The sequence below is a fragment of the Actinomadura sp. NPDC048021 genome, from assembly GCF_040653135.1.
Lineage (GTDB): Bacteria > Actinomycetota > Actinomycetes > Streptosporangiales > Streptosporangiaceae > Spirillospora > Spirillospora verrucosospora.
Map to the genome: position 1 here is coordinate 65273 of NZ_JBEZJQ010000029.1, position 15304 is coordinate 80576.

Annotated in this window: 15 protein-coding genes; 7 read left to right on the plus strand and 8 right to left on the minus strand. The window is 72.1% G+C overall.

The annotated features are described in order from the left end of the window. Positions 1-72: 72 nt before the first annotated feature. Positions 73-708: a TetR/AcrR family transcriptional regulator gene (locus AB0C87_RS35315; RefSeq protein WP_345183097.1), complete on the minus strand. Its 636-nt coding sequence runs from the start codon at positions 706-708 to the stop codon at positions 73-75. 120 nt (positions 709-828) lie between these two features. Between AB0C87_RS35315 and AB0C87_RS35320 the strand changes: the two genes are divergently transcribed. Next, the gene (locus tag AB0C87_RS35320) at positions 829-2253 is read left to right on the plus strand and encodes an MFS transporter (protein WP_360581389.1); all 1425 of its coding nucleotides are present in this window, start codon (positions 829-831) and stop codon (positions 2251-2253) included. A 41-nt stretch (positions 2254-2294) separates the two neighbouring features. On the opposite strand, the gene AB0C87_RS35325 is transcribed toward AB0C87_RS35320, so the two are convergent. Beyond that, positions 2295-3344 carry a biotin/lipoate A/B protein ligase family protein gene (locus AB0C87_RS35325; RefSeq protein ID WP_360581390.1) on the minus strand — a complete coding sequence of 350 codons (1050 nt, stop codon included), beginning with the start codon at positions 3342-3344 and terminating at the stop codon, positions 2295-2297. A 115-nt stretch (positions 3345-3459) separates the two neighbouring features. Between AB0C87_RS35325 and AB0C87_RS35330 the strand changes: the two genes are divergently transcribed. The 3 genes from AB0C87_RS35330 (at position 3460) to AB0C87_RS35340 (ending at position 5632) form a co-directional block, all read left to right on the plus strand. After that, positions 3460-3795, plus strand: coding sequence for a helix-turn-helix domain-containing protein (locus tag AB0C87_RS35330; protein ID WP_345183103.1), 336 nt, complete (start codon positions 3460-3462; stop codon positions 3793-3795). A 138-nt stretch (positions 3796-3933) separates the two neighbouring features. Further along, positions 3934-4521 carry a carboxymuconolactone decarboxylase family protein gene (locus tag AB0C87_RS35335; RefSeq protein WP_360581391.1) on the plus strand — a complete coding sequence of 196 codons (588 nt, stop codon included), beginning with the start codon at positions 3934-3936 and terminating at the stop codon, positions 4519-4521. Positions 4522-4666: 145 nt separating this feature from the next. Beyond that, positions 4667-5632, plus strand: a complete 966-nt coding sequence (locus AB0C87_RS35340) for a pirin family protein (RefSeq protein ID WP_360581392.1) — start codon at positions 4667-4669, stop codon at positions 5630-5632. Positions 5633-5649: 17 nt separating this feature from the next. On the opposite strand, the gene AB0C87_RS35345 is transcribed toward AB0C87_RS35340, so the two are convergent. The 3 genes from AB0C87_RS35345 to AB0C87_RS35355 all read right to left on the minus strand — a co-directional run bounded on the left by AB0C87_RS35345 (position 5650) and on the right by AB0C87_RS35355 (position 9016). Continuing rightward, positions 5650-6678, minus strand: a complete 1029-nt coding sequence (locus AB0C87_RS35345; protein WP_360581393.1) for a hypothetical protein — start codon at positions 6676-6678, stop codon at positions 5650-5652. A 92-nt stretch (positions 6679-6770) separates the two neighbouring features. Then, positions 6771-7934 (minus strand): alpha/beta fold hydrolase, encoded by a 1164-nt coding sequence (locus AB0C87_RS35350; protein ID WP_360581394.1) that lies wholly within the window; start codon positions 7932-7934, stop codon positions 6771-6773. Positions 7935-8113: 179 nt separating this feature from the next. Next, positions 8114-9016, minus strand: coding sequence for a LysR family transcriptional regulator (locus tag AB0C87_RS35355; RefSeq protein WP_345183113.1), 903 nt, complete (start codon positions 9014-9016; stop codon positions 8114-8116). Positions 9017-9142: 126 nt separating this feature from the next. Here AB0C87_RS35355 and AB0C87_RS35360 point away from each other — a divergent pair, with 126 nt between their 5' ends. Further along, on the plus strand, positions 9143-10039 hold the full coding sequence (locus AB0C87_RS35360) for a serine hydrolase (RefSeq protein WP_360581395.1): 897 nt from the start codon (positions 9143-9145) through the stop codon (positions 10037-10039). Between the two features lie 98 nt (positions 10040-10137). Further along, positions 10138-10833 carry a DoxX family protein gene (locus AB0C87_RS35365; protein ID WP_360347871.1) on the plus strand — a complete coding sequence of 232 codons (696 nt, stop codon included), beginning with the start codon at positions 10138-10140 and terminating at the stop codon, positions 10831-10833. A 92-nt stretch (positions 10834-10925) separates the two neighbouring features. Here the strand turns inward: AB0C87_RS35365 and AB0C87_RS35370 are convergent, their stop codons facing one another. The 3 genes from AB0C87_RS35370 to AB0C87_RS35380 all read right to left on the minus strand — a co-directional run bounded on the left by AB0C87_RS35370 (position 10926) and on the right by AB0C87_RS35380 (position 13602). Beyond that, positions 10926-11861 (minus strand): NAD(P)-dependent oxidoreductase, encoded by a 936-nt coding sequence (locus AB0C87_RS35370; RefSeq protein WP_360581396.1) that lies wholly within the window; start codon positions 11859-11861, stop codon positions 10926-10928. An 86-nt stretch (positions 11862-11947) separates the two neighbouring features. Then, the gene (locus AB0C87_RS35375; RefSeq protein ID WP_360581397.1) at positions 11948-12889 is read right to left on the minus strand and encodes an RNA polymerase sigma-70 factor; all 942 of its coding nucleotides are present in this window, start codon (positions 12887-12889) and stop codon (positions 11948-11950) included. 113 nt (positions 12890-13002) lie between these two features. Further along, positions 13003-13602 carry a helix-turn-helix domain-containing protein gene (locus AB0C87_RS35380; protein WP_360581398.1) on the minus strand — a complete coding sequence of 200 codons (600 nt, stop codon included), beginning with the start codon at positions 13600-13602 and terminating at the stop codon, positions 13003-13005. 102 nt (positions 13603-13704) lie between these two features. Between AB0C87_RS35380 and AB0C87_RS35385 the strand changes: the two genes are divergently transcribed. Continuing rightward, the gene (locus tag AB0C87_RS35385) at positions 13705-15177 is read left to right on the plus strand and encodes an MFS transporter (protein ID WP_360581399.1); all 1473 of its coding nucleotides are present in this window, start codon (positions 13705-13707) and stop codon (positions 15175-15177) included. Positions 15178-15304 lie beyond the last annotated feature (127 nt).

Consider the following 15304-nt stretch of genomic DNA (forward strand, 5'->3'; position numbering starts at 1 on the left):
CCCGGCCCCGCGACTCGCCATGAGAGGAGGACGCTCGGCGCCGCGGGGGAGTTCCGTTTCGCTCGCGCGGCCTCACCCGGACGAGTCGGTGGGCGGCGCCCCCGGCAGCGGCGCGGGCTCGGGCGTGCGCAGGCCGTCCAGGACGATCCGCAGATTGCGGTCCCACTGCTGGTCACCCGCTTGCAGGCCCACCGTGTGGTCGCCGGTGGAGACGGACACCAGCAGGAACGCGACGTCCTGCCACGTGATGTCGGCGCGCATGGCGCCGGCGCCCTGCGCCCGCTCCACCAGAAGGCGGATGCGCTCGCGCAGTTCCGCGCGCGCGTGGTCGATGCCACCGCCCAGCGCGTAGTTGATGTCGCACAGTTCGTTTCGAAGCCGGGTGTAGGACGCCGCGAAGTCGCAGAAGCCCTCCCATGGGTCGGGATCGGCGAGGCCCTCGTCGCCCTTGGCGACGATCTCACCGAGCACCTCGGCGAGGACCGCCTCGAGCAGCGTCTCCAGGGTGCTGACGCGCCGGTAGAACGTACCGACGCCCACCCCGGCGCGGCGCGCGATCTCGTGGGCCGTGACCTCTCCGCCGATCTCGCCGGTCGCCTCGCGCGCCGCCGCGACGAGACGCTCCACGTTGCGCCGGGCGTCGGCCCGCGGGCGGCGGCCCGTGCCGTCGTCCAGCAGCCGGTCCACCGCGCTCCTGGTACCGCTCATGAATCGGATTCTAGCCACAAGCGGACGCTACTGGTCCGATTTAAGTGGACAGCTCGCGTCCGGTTGCGCTAGCTTCTCCGGAAGCGGACGCGACCCGTCCGCTTGACGAAGGGACTGGTCATGGCATCCGGACACGGAGGCTCCCCCGCCATGAAGATCACCGCGCTCGCCGCGGGCTTCGTGATGGCGAGCGTGGACGCCACGGTCATGCAGATAGCGGGGGCTACCGTGCAGGAGCGCCTCCACGCTCCGCTGAGCCGCCTGACCTGGGCCGTCGACGGCTACGTGCTGACGTTCGCGGCCCTGCTGATGCTGGCGGGCGGCCTCGCCGGCCGGCTCGGGGCCCGGCGCGTCTACCTGGCGGGCATGGCGGTGTTCCTCGCCGCCTCGCTGGCCGCCGCGCTCGCCCCCGCGATCGAGGTCCTCATCGCGGCCCGGCTCGTCCAGGGCGCGGGCGCCGCGCTGTTCATGCCGAGCTCGCTCGCCCTGCTGGTCGAGGCGTTCCCCGACCCGCGGCGCCGCACGCGCGTGCTCGGCCTCTGGTCGGCGATCGTGTCGTCCTCGATCGCGCTCGGCCCGACGCTCGGCGGCGTCCTGGTGGGCACGCTCGGCTGGCGCAGCATCTTCCTGCTCAACCTGCCGCTCGCGATCGCGGGCATGGCGCTGGCCCGCCGCCACATCGCCCCCGTCCCCGGCCGTCCCGGCCCGCTCGCCCTCCCCGGCCACGCCGCGCTGGCCGCCGGCCTCGGCGCCCTGAGCTTCGTGCTGATCGAGGGACCGCACCGCGGCTGGACCTCCCTCCCGGTCCTCGCCGCGATCGCCCTGGTGCCGGGCGCCACCGCCCTCCTCCTGCTGCGGGAACGCCGCGCCCCCGCCACCGTGATGCCGTGGGCGCTGTTCCGCGACCCGCGCTTCACCGGCGCCAACACCGTGGGCTTCCTCTTCAACGCCGCCTTCTTCGGGACGCTCTTCCTGGTCGGCCTGTACTTCCAGCACGGCACGGGCGCCGGCCCGATCCGGGCGGGCCTGATGGTCCTCCCGATGACGGTCTTCCTGCCGCTGAGCAATCTGGCGTTCGCGCACCTGTCCGCCCGCATCGCGACCGGCCTTCTGCTGACCGCCTCCCTCGTCCTGGCGGCCGCAGCGGCGTTCGCCCTGACCGCGCTCACCCCGTCGGGCCCCTACTGGACGACCGCGGCGGCCCTGGCGACGACCGGCATCGCGGGCGGCATCGTCTCCCCCGCCATGACGGCGGTCATGGTCGATGCCGCGGGCCCGGGCAACGGCGGCGTCGCGGGCTCCGTCCTCAACACGGGACGCCAGATAGGCACGCTCATCGGCGTAGCGGTCATCGGCGCCGTACTGGGCACGTCCACCGACTGGACGGCCAGCGCGGCCATCGCGTTCTCACTGGTCGGAGCCGCCTACCTCGCCGCGGCCCTGGGGGCCTGGCGCCTCATAGCCCACCCCGAACGAGCCGCCGGGCGCGAGCAGCAGCACCCCGTCCAAGAATCCACCCCCTGCACGCACACCCAACCCGCCTGACCGCACCAGAAAGGAACGATGTCGTGAGAGGCGTCGGAGTGTCAGGGGACTCGGGCGGTCCAGTCGGGGGTGGCGAACTTGCCGGTCACGTACTTGTCGGCGAGGCGCCGCTCGTCGTCGGTCACGCGGTCGTCGGTGAGGCCGTAGCGGCCGCGGAAATGGGCGATCATGCGACCGATGATCTCTTCGCGGGGCAGGCCGGTCTGGCGGCGGAGCGGGTCCACGCGCTTGACCGCGCTGGCGATGCCCTTGTCGGAGATCTTCTCCCGGCCGATGCGGAGGACCTTCAGCATCTTGTCGGCGTCGATGTCGTAGGCCATGGTCACGTGGTGCAGCACGGCGCCGGCGGCCAGCCGCTTCTGCGCGGCCCCGGCGATCTTGCCGTGGTCGGAGGTGATGTCGTTCAGCGGCTGGTACCAGGCCCTGATCCCGAGCTCGCCCAGCGCGCCCAGCACCCAGTCGTCGAGGAAGGCGTAGCTCTCGGCGAAGGACATCCCCGCCACCAGGCTCTCCGGGGCGTAGAGCGAGTAGGTGATGGTGTTGCCCGGCTCGATGAACATCGCGCCGCCGCCGCTGATCCGGCGGACCACCTCCACGCCGTGCCGCTCGGCCTCCGCGGCGTCGACCTCGTTGCGCAGCGACTGGAAGCTGCCGATGACCACCGCCGGCGACGCCCACTCCCACACCCGCAGCGTCGGCGGGCGCCGTCCCGCGCCGACCTCCTCGGCGAGAACCTGGTCGAGGGCCATGTGCAGCGCCGGGTCCTGCGGCGGCTCATGGACGAGCCGCCAGTCGTGCTCGCGCCAGTCGGACGCGCGCGCGACGGCCCGCCGCACCGCGATCCCCACGGCCTCGGCGGTGATGCCGAGCATCACGGTGTCCCGCGGAAGGGCCGCCTGGACGCGGGCCCCGAGCGCCCGGGCGTCGAGCCCGGCCGGCAGCCCGTCCAGGGCCGCATTGATCGTTTCGAGGGCGTCGTCCGGTTCCAGGAAGAAGTCGCCGCTGATCCTCGGGCCGCGCAGCACCCCGTCCACGACGTCGACGTCGGCGACGACCAGCTTGCCGCCGGGGACCTTGTACTCACCGTGCATCACGTAGACCTGAACCCCGCGGACCCGCACCGGATTCCGCCGCGTGCGCGACGACGGCGCGGCGGCGGGCGGCCACTGCGGCTAGTGTTCCGGGAACCCGACCACAGGAGGGGGCATGCCGAAACCGGGAAGGCCGGTGCGCGGCTCGTCCGGGGGCCGCCCGCTGATGGCGGCCCTCGACCTGTTCGGCCGCCGCTGGACCCTGCGCATCGTCTGGGAACTCCAGGACCAGCCCCTCGGCTTCCGCTCCCTCCAGCAGCGCTGCGACGCCATGTCCTCCAGCGTCCTGCGGCAGCGGCTCCTCGAACTGATCGACGCGGGCCTCGTCCGCCAGACGCCCGAGAACCTCTACGCCCTGACCGAGCTGGGCCGCGACGCCCGGGAGGCTCTCCGCCCGCTGTCGCGATGGTCCGACCGATGGGCCGCCGCGCTCGACGAAGGGCCCGGCTGACACCGCGCCCCGTCCTGCGGCAGCTGATCCCGGCCCGGGGGCCCCGACAGCCGCCTCGACGTCCTCCGCACGCTCCCTTGCGTTTCTTTTTCCGAAGCATCAGACTGCTTCTAAAACCGAAGCATTCCGGAGGTCGCCGTGCCCCGCATCGCGCCGCTCGATCCCCCGTACACCCCCGAAGTCGCCGCCGCCCTGGCCAGATGGATGCCGCCGGACGTCGCCCACGACCCTCTGGTGCTGTTCCGCGTCCTGCACCGGAACCCCGAACTGGCGTCCCGCATGCGCGTGCTCGGCGCCGGCCTGCTCGCCCACGGCCGCCTGCCCGCCCGCGACCGGGAGATCATCATCGACCGGACCTGCGCCCGCACCGGCTGCGAGTACGAGTGGGGCGTCCACGCCGCGGCGTTCGGCGAGGCCGCCGGGCTCGGCCGGGAGCACCTCCGGGCGACCGTGTCCGGCGACGGCGCCCCCTGGTCGCCGAAGGAGCGCCTCCTGATGAGCGCGGCCGACGAACTCCACGACTCGGCCCGCATATCCGACCGGACCTGGAGCGCCCTCGCCGAGCACTACGAGGAGCCTCAACTGCTCGAGATCCTGGTGCTCGCCGGCTGGTACCGCACCATCGGCCAACTGATCAACACACTGGAGATCGACAACGAACCCTGGGCCCCGCCCTTCCCCGCCCCGCACCCCCCGCCGAAGGCGCCCCCGCCCTCCCTCACATAAGGCACCACCACCTCGCCACGACACCCGCTCCCGAGAACCTCGGAACAACTCGCGCACCGGTGCGGTGACGCGCTTCCTGGCAGGTCGGTTCGATGGGCGGGGCGGGGGCGTTGTTGAATGGCGGCGTTGCGGGGAGGGTGGTCTGGTGAGCAATCTTGACGTCAAGCCGAAGCCGGTCGAGTGCGGAGGGCGGGAGGACGTCCCGGGAGGGCCGGTCCGTGAGCTGCTGCCGCCCCGGCGGGTGCCGCTCGGCGAGAGCACGGTCGTGCGGCGGCTGCTGCCCAGCCTGGGCCGCCGGATGGTCGGCGCCTGGTGCTTCGTCGACCACTACGGGCCGGACGACATCGCCGATGAGCCGGGGATGCAGGTGCCGCCGCATCCGCACATCGGCCTGCAGACGGTGAGCTGGCTGCACGGCGGCGAGGTGCTCCACCGCGACAGCCTGGGCAGTCTGCAGACCGTCCGGCCGAAGGAGCTCGGGCTGATGACGTCCGGACGGGCGATCTCGCATTCGGAGGAGTCGCCGCGCGGGCACGGCCCCGTCCTGCACGGGGCCCAGCTCTGGGTGGCGCTGCCCGATTCGGACAGGGACACCGACCCGGCCTTCGAGCATCACGCCGACCTGCCCGTCGTCGACGGTCCGGGGTTCGGCGCCACCGTGATCCTCGGGGAGCTGGACGGGGCCGCGTCGCCCGGCACGGTCTTCACGCCCATCGTCGGGGCGGACGTCGCCCTGGCGGACGGCGCGGACGTGCGCCTGCCCGTGGAACCGGACTTCGAGTACGCCGTGCTCACGATGTCCGGCGTCACGGAGGTCGACGGCATGCGCGTGGACCCCGGGTCGATGCTGTACCTGGGATCCGGCCGCCGCGAGCTGCCCCTGAGGGCCGACGTGGCGAGCGGGCTCGTGCTGCTCGGCGGCGAACCGTTCGAGGAGAAGCTCGTCATGTGGTGGAATTTCGTCGCCCGGACGGGTGAGGAGATAGCCCGCGCCCGCGACGACTGGATGGGAGGCGACCGCTTCGGCAGCGTGCGCGGCTACGACGGCTCCCCCATCCCGGCGCCCGCCATGCCCGCGACGCCTCTGAAGCCGAGGGGCCGGACTCGCTGAACGGCCGCGCGCCGCTCTCAACTCTTGCCGGCCTGCGCGTCGCCGGTCTGCGCGTTGCTGGCCTGCGCATTGGCGGCCTGCGCGTTGGCGGGCGGCGCGTTGGCGGGCGGCGTGTTGGCGGGCGGCGCTTCGGAGGCGCGGAGGGAGGCCAGGAGGGTGCTCAGCATCAGCAGGCCTCCTGCGGCGGCGAGGCCGTTGAGGGCGATGGCCGCGATCGGATACTCGGCGGACGTGTAGCCGCCCGGGCGAAAGACCGCGACCGCGAGTTTCCAGCCGCCCCAGGCGAAAAGGGAGCCGGACGCGGTGAATCCGATGGCCGTCGGCAGCCAGGCGGGCATGTTCGGACGTGCGGAGCTGACGGCCAGGACGCTCCAGACGCCGAGGAGCGCCCACAGGGCCGAGTCGCCCAGGAGGAGGCGGGTGTTCACGTCGACGAGGTCGCGGTGCGCGGGGTCGAGGCCGAGTTCCGCACCCGCCGACCACAGCGTCCAGAAGGCGGCCGGCACGGCGGTGAGCACGGCGGCCGTGCGCGCGCGTCCGACGGCGGTCCGGTTGCGGTCGGAGAGACGTCCGAGGAAGGCGGCCGGCCATCGTTCCCGCATGTAGATGGGGAGCGCGATGGCGAGGCCGATGGCCATGCCGGTGAATCCGATGCCGATGAAAGTCATCTCCCACGAGGGCGCCGCGTCGCCGCCGGCGTCCTCCCCACCGCCGCCCAGGAGGGCACTGACCAGGCTGTAGGGCATGAGGGGGATCAGGAAGCCGCCGCCCACCCATGTGAGGAAGACCAGAGGCGCGGCCGGGATCCGCCACCGCATGCCCCGCGCCAGGACGAGCCCCAGCGCGATCCCGGTCGCGGACATGCCGACCGTCACCACGTTGAGCACGATCCAGTCCGCGCCGCCGAAATGCGCTGGAACGTGGCCGAACGCCGCGGCCGCTACCCACACGACCTTGACCGCCAGATAAAGCGACAACGACGCGGCGGCGCCGTACCCGCCGAGCCGTCGCGCCGCCGCCCATCTCGTCCCGATCATTCCGGACATCCCCGTCATGATCGAAGCCTGCCGTCCGCCGGGCGGGCGCTCCTCCCCCGCGCGGGGCGTTCGCCTCACCCGGGGGAGGGAGGGCGACGGCCCTAGCGATCGGCGGGAAGGAACTCGTCGAGGGCTTCGGCGACCAGGTCGGAACGTTCGAGGGTCTGCATGTGCGGCGTGCCGGGAAGCTCCCGGTAGGTCGAGCCCGGGATGCGCCCGGCGATCCCCGCCATGATCTCCGGGGTCGTCGAGGCGTCCAGTTCTCCCGCGAGCACCAGGGTCGGGAAGTCCTTCCCTGCCAGCCGGCCCTGGACGTCCAGGCCCTTGAAGGCCCGCCAGGCCGCGGCCCAGTCGGCGGGGTCGAAGCGCCGGATGCGCTCCCGCGCGTACCGGACGCCCCAGGGGTCGGTGGCGAGCGCGGCGGGCGTGAACCAGCGCGTCAGGGTGGGGACGATCTGCGCTTCCATGCCGTCGGCCTCACCGGACCGGGCTCGGTCCTCGAAGGCGTCGAAGGCGTGGTCGGTGGTGGCGAGCAGGGCCAGCGACGCGACGCGTTCGGGTGCGCGGACGGCGGCGGTCTGCGCGATGCCGCCGCCCATCGACAGGCCGACGACGTGCCCCCGGTCCACGTCGAAGGCGTCGAGGACGCCGAGCAGGTCCGCGGCGAGGTCGTCCATGCTGAACGGGCGGGGCGCCCCGGCTGCGCCGCCGTGTCCGCGGAAGTCGTAGGCGAAGACCCGCCGGCCGTCCGCCAGCCGCTCCATGACGGGCTCCCACATGCGCCAGTCCACGCCCAGGGAGTGCGAGAGGATCACGGCCGGTCCGCGGTCGCCCTTCTGCGCGACGACGGTCTCATGGTCGGCGAGCGCGATGCGGTGCATGCGCGGCGGCTTGGCCATGCCCTGCTCTTCCAGAACGCCGTTGACGACGGCGAGCGCGTCGAGCGCGCGAGGGAAGCCCGCGTAAACCGAGACGTGCTCGCACAGGGCCAGCAGTTCGGACGGTTCGACGCCCTGCCGCAACGCTCCCCGCACATGGCTGGCGAGGCGGCGGTCGGCGCCGCCCAGGGCCGCGATGATGGCGACGGAGGCCAGCTCGCGCGCCCGGCGACTCAGTTCGGGCCGGGCCAGCGCCCCGCCGAACGCCCCCTCCACCACGGCCTCGAACATCTGCGGGGACGTCTGGAGCACCTCACCGAGCGCCTCTTCGGGCCTGCGCCCCATCAACCCTTCATATTCGCGCCGTCCGCGCTCGCCACGGTTCATGTCCTGCTCCTCTGTAGAAGTCCGCGTTCTGTGGGACGCCTCCATGCTCGTGCCGATAGCGGCAAGATGTCCAAGACCTAGTAAGGCTCATCGTCATATCTCAGCCTTATTACTCTCGTGTCAGCCGCCCGCGTCGCGGACGTCTCGTCATGCCGCTCCGGTTCCCCGGCGGTCTGCGGTCACGGTCCGATCGAGGCGAGGTCCGGACGGCGCGCCGCGAAGTCGATGAACGCGGCCAGCGCGGGACTCGGACGGCGTCCGGCGGGCCAGGCGAGGGACGGCGCCCAGGTCGGTTCGGGCTCAAGCCGCACGACGCTCACCGGCTGGCCCGGCTCCTCGGCGACCGAGCGGGGGACGACGGCCGCGGCGAGTCCCACGCTCGCCATCGCCCTGGCCGTGCTGTACTCCCGCGTCTCGAACCGGATGCGCGCCGTCGCGCCGGCGGCCGCCAGGGCGGACAGGACGATCTCGCGGATCACCGAGCCCGGCGAGTAGCAGACCAGGTCGACACCGTCCAGCGCGGCGACGGGCACTCTGTACCGGCCCGCGAGCGGCGCCGACTCCGAAGTGATGAGGACGAGCGGCTCCTCGCCGAGGGGGAGGGACTCCAGCCGCCGCCCTTCCTCCTGCGGCGGCATCCGGACGACGGTCGCCGCGTCGAGGCGTCCTCCGCCGAGGCCCGCGACCATCTCCTCGGTGTTCATCTCCCGGAGTTCCACGTCGACCGCCGGGAACTCCCCGGAGAACTCCGCCAGCAGGCGCGCGAGCCGGGCCGTCAGGCCGCGGGCGCCGCCGAGGCGGATCCGGCCCCGCGTCCCCTCCGCCCAGCCGCGCATCTCGTCCTCGACCGCCGCGATGTCGGACAGGATCCGCTCGGCGTGCTCCAGGAGCGCCGACCCGGCCGGTGTCAGCTCGACCCTGTGGTTGTTGCGCTCGAACAGGGTGATGCCGAGCTGCCGCTCCAGCTTGCGGATCTGCTGGGACAGGGCGGGCTGCGCGATCTGCAACGTCTCCGCCGCACGAGTGAAGTGCAGCTCACGCGCCACCGCCCTGAAGTACTCCAGCTGACGAGAACCCATCATGCGTACATGTTCTCACCACGACGTCGCTCATGTGCCGCACCTATTACGCCGTCTCAAGTGTTAACGCAGGGGTAACAGCCCGCTCCCGACACTCCCGATCATGGATCCCGACGCAGGACGGCGTCGATGAGACGGGCCGTGCTCCTCGCCGCCGCGGTGCTCGCCGCGACCGCGACCCTCGTGGCCGGTTCGACGGCGTTCGTCTACGAGCCCCCCGCCGTCCCTACGATGGCCCCGACGACCCCGACGGCCCCGGCCCAGAGGCGGCATCCGACGACGCCCACCCTCACCCGATCGCAGCGCGATGAACTCACCCGCGCGCTCCGCCGGTACCTGGACGGCAGGACCGGCGATCTGTCGATCTCGGTGCGCGAGGCGTCCACCGGCCTCTCGTACTCCTACGGCGACGGCCTGCGGACGGCGACGGCCAGCATCGTCAAGGTCGACATCGTCATGGCGCTGCTTCTCCGGGCTCAGCACGAGCGGCGTGCACTCACGTCCAGCGAGAAGGCCCTCGCCGAGCGGGCCATCAAGGTCAGCGACAACGACGCCGCCAGCGCGTTGTGGCGTTCCGTCGGCGGCGCGCGCGGTCTGGCCTCCGCCAACAGGAAGCTCGGCCTGCGCGACACCGAGCCCGGTCCCGGCGGCTCCTGGGGGTCGACGACGACGAGCGCCGCCGACCAGATCCGGCTGCTGACCGCCCTCACCTCCGCGGACAGCCCGCTGAGTTCCGCGAGCCGCCGCTACGTCCGCCGCCTGATGGGGGACGTGGCGCCAGAGCAGGCATGGGGAGTCAGCGCGGCGGGGACCGGCGCCGAGGTGAAGAACGGCTGGCTGCCCCGCGAAAGGCACGGCGGCGCCTGGACGGTCAACAGCATCGGAATCGTCGCCATCGCGGGCCGCACCTTCCTGCTCGCCGCTCTCTCCGAACGCGACTCCACCCTGCGGGACGGCGTCGAGACCCTGGAGCACGTTTGCGGAACCGTCGCCGCGGCCCTCGTCCGCGCCTTCATCGAAACCTGAGCGGTCCGTTCACCTGCGATGTTCGCGATATCCGCCCCGGGGCCGTCATACTCTCCGTCAACCAGGGCCCGTCCCCCCGCGCCGAAGGAGCCGCTGGCATGCGCACTCGTCCGCTGTACGACGTCGCCGCCGTCCTGGCGCGGCTGGGCGTGGGCATCGTCTTCATGGCACACGGCTGGCAGAAGATCGAGGCGGGGGTCACCGCGACGGGCCGCTCCTTCGACGCCCTCGGCGTGCCGCTGCCGACCGCCGCGGCCGTCTACTCCGCGTTCGTCGAGCTCCTCGGCGGGGCCGCGCTGATCGTCGGGCTCGGCCTGCCGATCGCCGGTGCCCTCCTCTTCATCGACATGGCCGGCGCGTTCGTCTTCGTCCACGCGGACCAGGGCCTGTTCCTGGTGGACGGCAAGACCGTCCAGAACGGCTACGAGCTGGTCCTCGCGCTGGGCATGGCCGGCCTGCTGTTCGCGGCGGGCGGCGGCGGCCGCCTGACCCTCGACCAGTGGATCGTCGCGAAGCGCTTCCACCGCCCCCATCAGGGCGACGAGGACGAGGAGGACGCGGCGAGCTTCGTGGAGTCGCTGCGGCAGGCCGAGACGAAGCCCGCGAAGAAGCCGCGCCGCTCCCCCAAAGCGCCCGCGGCTCCCGCCCCGGACCCGTCCGAGAAGCCGGACAAGCCCGCCGACGACCCCGACGACGTGCTGGTGGCCGGACGCCGGAAGCCGTCCCAGCGCCGCCGCGCCTCGTCCACCCAGCCGACCAAGCGCCCCGCCGACGACACCGGCACACCGACCTGAGCCAGGCGAAGGGACCGACCGAAGCCGGTCCCTCGCTCCGTGAGCACCGGCTGCTCCGCCCGCTCGTGGAGGCCGGGGCGGCGATCACCAACTCACGCCTTGACCTGGAGGCCCTGACGCCAGCTGGGGTGCGCCGGGTTCCAGCCCAGTTCGCGCTTGGCCTTGGCGTTGGACGCGCCACGCAGTTCGGTCATGAGCACGACTCCGGCCTCTCCGGCTGCCAGCCGTCCGATGAACCGCGGCACGCGCAGCGGCTTCTTGGCGCCCAGCATCGCCGCCAGTTCCGGCAGCCATTCGGCGACCGGGGCGGGGTCGTCGTCCACGATGTTGTAGACACCGCGGCCGCCGTTCTCCACCGCCGCGACCGTGGCCTCGGCGGCGTCGGCGATGTGGACGAACGACCACACGCCGCCGCCGTCGCCGACGACCGGGAACTTGCGCTTGCGGATCATCTCCAGCTGCTCCGAACCCGGCGCCATGGAGGTGCCGGGTCCGTAGAACGCGCCGTAGCGCAGCACGATCCCCTCGGTCCAGTCGGCGCTCAGCACGGCCTTCTCCAGGTGCCCGACCGCGGCGATCATCGAGGCCATCTGCGCGACCGGTGAGCGGTCCAAGGGGTCGTGCTCGCTCTTGACCCGCCCGCCGGTCCGATCGTAGGTGAACGCGCCGTTGCTCTGGGCGACGAAGCGCCGTACCCCGGTGGCGCGGGCGGCGGCGAGCAGATTGTCGTTGCCCTCGATCCGCAGCCGGTCGGTCGCGGCGAAGCTGCGTTCGAAACGGCGGGTGTCGATGTGCCCGATGGCGGTCAACTGGTTGACGATCACCTCCGGGGCCGCCTCGCGCACGGCCGCCTCGACCTGGGAGCGGTCGAGCGCGTCGGCGATGACCGGTACCGCGCCCAGCCGCGCCGCCCCGGCCTTGCCGGCTTCGCCGCGGACCATGGCGAACACCTCGTGCCCCGCTTCGACCAGACGAGGCACGAGCTCCTTGCCCATCGCTCCGGTCGCTCCTGCCACCAGTACTCTCATCGTCGGCTCCCTTGCTCTCCGGTCCGGGTTCGCCACTTGAACCGGATGGCCCGCCGATTGCTGACAGAAGTCGAACGTGTCCTACGTCACACCGCGAGCAGGGGCTCCCCATGCTCGGCCGCCGCCCATTGCGCGGTCGCGCGTTCGAGCTTGTCGGGGTTCGCCTGAGTACGGCAGGCGGTGATGCCCTCGGCCGTCACCTCCAGGCACATGACGGCGACGACCCGGCCGTCCACGACGGCCACAACGGCGGGCTCGCCATTGGCGACCCAGGCGTAGATCTCGGACGAGCCGCCGACGATGGCGCGTTTGGCCTCCGCGGGCTTGAAGAGCGCCCGCACGAACGTCGCGACCGCGACGGCCCCCTCGAACGCCTTGGTGCGCGCCGGGACCTTCCCTCCCCCGTCGCCGACGGAGACGGCGTCCTTGGTGAGCAGGCGCACGAGCTCATCCGTCCGGCCGCTGGTGGCGGCCGCGAGGAACTCCTCGACGATCCGATGGGCGGCCGCCTCGTCGATCGCGCCGCGGGCCTTCCCGTGCGCGACATGCTTCTTCGCGCGGTGAAAGATCTGCTGGCAGGCGGCCTCGGTGATGTCGAGGATCTCGGCGATCTCCCGGTGCGGGTAGTCGAAGGCCTCCCGCAGCACGTAGACGGCCCGCTCGTTGGGGGTCAGGCGCTCCATGAGGGTGAGGACCGCGTACGACACCGATTCCCGCTGCTCGGCCGTGTCGGCGGGCCCGAGCATCACGTCCCCTGCGAGCAGCGGCTCGGGGAGCCATCGGCCCACGTAGGTCTCGCGGCGCGCCCGCGCGGAGGTGAGCTGGTTCAGGCACAGGTTGGTGAGCACCTTCGTCAGCCAGGCCTCGGGGACCTCGATGTGGGCGACGTCGGCGGCCTGCCAGCGCAGGAACGTCTCCTGCACGACGTCCTGCGCCTCGTCCGCCGAACCGAGCAGACGGTAGGCGATGGCCTCCAGGCGGGGCCTCGCCAGCTCGAACCGGTCGACGTCCGTCCCCGTCAAAGGCATGATCCGATCCTAGTCTCCCGCAGTTCCACCTGGTCGCGGCCCGTCTCGTGTGCTCGTGCACTAGAGCAGTGCGCTTGTTCGAAGGGTGCGGTATTCCCGCCCGAATCTCTGTCTCAAGCGCCGCCGTCATCACGTACGGGGCCCCCAGCAGGGCGAAGTCCGTCGAAGAAGACGGCCAGGATCTGCTCACGGTCCTCAGGTCCTCGTTCCACGGCCCAGGCGACCGCCGCGACGAGCGAGAACAGCGCGGAGGCGTTGACGTCCGGCCGGACTGCTCCGGCCTCCTGAGCGCGCGCCAACAGTTGCGCCCCACCCGCTTTCATGGCCTGGCAACTGGCGTGCAGGTCCGATTCCGGATCGGCGAGGCTGTCAACGAGGGCGTCGACCAGGCCGCGATAGGTCATCGCATGCTCCACCGCGGCCTCGAACCACTCGACCAGTGCGTCGCCAGGCATGGCGGCGGTGAGCAGTGCGTCTGAGCGCACGCGCAGCCCGCGCAGGCTCTCACCGAGTAGTGCCTCCAGAAGCGCCTGGCGGTTCGGGAAGTGCCGGTAGAGGGTCACGTTCCCGACGCCGGCTCTGCGCGCGATGTCGTTCAATGACGCGCCGACGCCCTGCTCGGTGAACGCCGCCCGCGCCGCCGTCAGCAGCCGGTCGTAGTTGCGCTGCGCGTCCTTGCGCGGCGCCCGCTCGGTCGCCCGCCCAGTCGTCATGAACCCTCCGCCGGTTGCTAAACGAGGAACCTCCTCATATCGTACCGGACTTGAAGCGAGGAGCCTCCTCGTTTAACTCTCATCGCCGCAGCGAGGAGCACCATGACCGAAGAGATCCTGCCCGCGCCGACGACGGGGGCCGCCCGTGTGCCCGATCCGCCCGGACCGCGGCGCCGACCGGGCCTCGTGCTGGCGATCGTGCTGATCTGTCAGACGATGTTCATCCTCGACACCAGCGTGGTGAACATCGCCCTGCCCCACATCCAGCGAGACGTGGGGTTCTCCCCCGCCGATCTGTCGTGGGTGCTGAACGCCTACATGCTGGCGTTCGGCGGGCTGCTCCTGCTCGGCGGACGCGTCGGCGACATCTTCGGCCAGCGGCGGGCGCTCATCGGCGGAGTCGCCGTGTTCACCGTCGCCTCACTGGCCGGGGGGCTGTCGACCTCGGCCGGAATGCTGCTCGCCGCCCGCGCCGGGCAGGGGATCGGCGCCGCCGTCGCCGCACCGACCGTGCTCGCCCTGATCACTATCGGCTTCCCCGACCAGGCCGCGCGAGGGCGGGCGCTCGGCGCCTACGCGGCCGTTTCCGGCTCCGGCGCCGCGCTCGGTCTGATCGCCGGCGGAATGCTCACCGACTGGATCTCCTGGCGCTGGGTCCTGTTCATCAACGTGCCGGTCGGCGCCGTCCTGCTCATCTCGGCCCCGCTGTTCATCGCCAGGACCGACCGCCGTCCAGGACACTTCGATCTCACCGGCTCGCTGACCTCGACCCTGGGCGTGACCGCACTCGTCTTCGGCTTCATCCGCGCCGCCGAACAGGACTTCGGCGACCCGCTCGCCCTCGGCGCGCTCGGCGCGGCCGTCATCCTGCTCGCGCTGTTCGTGGCCGTCGAGGCCCGTGCCCGGCAGCCGATCACTCCGCTGCGGCTGTTCGCCGACCGCAACCGGGCCACCGGCTACCTCGGCCTGCTGTTCGTCATGGCCGCGGGCAACGGCATGTTCTTCTTCCTCACCCAGTTCCTGCAGCAGATCCGCGGCTACGCCCCGCTGAAGGCCGGCCTCGCGTTCGTGCCGCTGACCCTCTTGATCCTCGTCTCCTCCAACGCTTCCGCTCGGCTGCTGCCCCGCCTCGGCTCGAAGACGCTCACCGCCTCCGGCGCCGCGGCCATCACCGTGGGCCTTCTCTGGCTGGCCCGGCTCACACCGTCGGCCGACTACGCGGGATCGCTGCTTGGCCCGACACTCATCGCCGGTCTCGGCATGGGCACCCTGCTGGTCGGGATCACCACCGTGCTGACCTCAGACGTCCGCGCGGAGGACGCCGGCGCCGCCTCCGGCCTTCTCAATGTCATGCAGCAGATCGGCGGCGCACTGGGGCTGGCCATCCTCGTCACCGCGTTCGGTGCCGCAACCCGCACGGCACACGGAACAGGCCACCACGTCTTCACCAAGGGGGCGACCACGGCCTTCACCGTCGGAGCGGTTTTCACCGCCTGCACCATCCTGCTGGCCCTGACCATGAAGACCCGCCAAGCCCCCGCGCGCGAACCCCTGCCTGGCGAGGAGCCCATCTGATGGCGGTCGCATAACCCAGTCGAAGCTTCGCCCCTGCCCCCGGCAAAGGCCGGTCACGACAGGCCGCAGGTCGAATGCCGAGTCGCACCCAACGCAACGAACGCTCATGCGAAAGGGAGAGCGGGGT

Bases quoted from the DNA above. Each gene is read 5' to 3' on its own strand.
- AB0C87_RS35320 (WP_360581389.1), top strand. From the start codon at position 829: ATGGCATCCGGACACGGAGGCTCCCCCGCCATGAAGATCACCGCGCTC.
- AB0C87_RS35365 (WP_360347871.1), top strand. From the start codon at position 10,138: ATGCGCACTCGTCCGCTGTACGACGTCGCCGCCGTCCTGGCGCGGCTG.
- AB0C87_RS35350 (WP_360581394.1), bottom strand. From the start codon at position 7,934: ATGAACCGTGGCGAGCGCGGACGGCGCGAATATGAAGGGTTGATGGGG.
- AB0C87_RS35375 (WP_360581397.1), bottom strand. From the start codon at position 12,889: ATGCCTTTGACGGGGACGGACGTCGACCGGTTCGAGCTGGCGAGGCCC.
- AB0C87_RS35315 (WP_345183097.1), bottom strand. From the start codon at position 708: ATGAGCGGTACCAGGAGCGCGGTGGACCGGCTGCTGGACGACGGCACG.
- AB0C87_RS35380 (WP_360581398.1), bottom strand. From the start codon at position 13,602: ATGACGACTGGGCGGGCGACCGAGCGGGCGCCGCGCAAGGACGCGCAG.
- AB0C87_RS35330 (WP_345183103.1), top strand. From the start codon at position 3,460: ATGCCGAAACCGGGAAGGCCGGTGCGCGGCTCGTCCGGGGGCCGCCCG.
- AB0C87_RS35370 (WP_360581396.1), bottom strand. From the start codon at position 11,861: ATGAGAGTACTGGTGGCAGGAGCGACCGGAGCGATGGGCAAGGAGCTC.
- AB0C87_RS35325 (WP_360581390.1), bottom strand. From the start codon at position 3,344: ATGCACGGTGAGTACAAGGTCCCCGGCGGCAAGCTGGTCGTCGCCGAC.
- AB0C87_RS35345 (WP_360581393.1), bottom strand. From the start codon at position 6,678: ATGTCCGGAATGATCGGGACGAGATGGGCGGCGGCGCGACGGCTCGGC.
- AB0C87_RS35385 (WP_360581399.1), top strand. From the start codon at position 13,705: ATGACCGAAGAGATCCTGCCCGCGCCGACGACGGGGGCCGCCCGTGTG.
- AB0C87_RS35355 (WP_345183113.1), bottom strand. From the start codon at position 9,016: ATGATGGGTTCTCGTCAGCTGGAGTACTTCAGGGCGGTGGCGCGTGAG.
- AB0C87_RS35360 (WP_360581395.1), top strand. From the start codon at position 9,143: ATGAGACGGGCCGTGCTCCTCGCCGCCGCGGTGCTCGCCGCGACCGCG.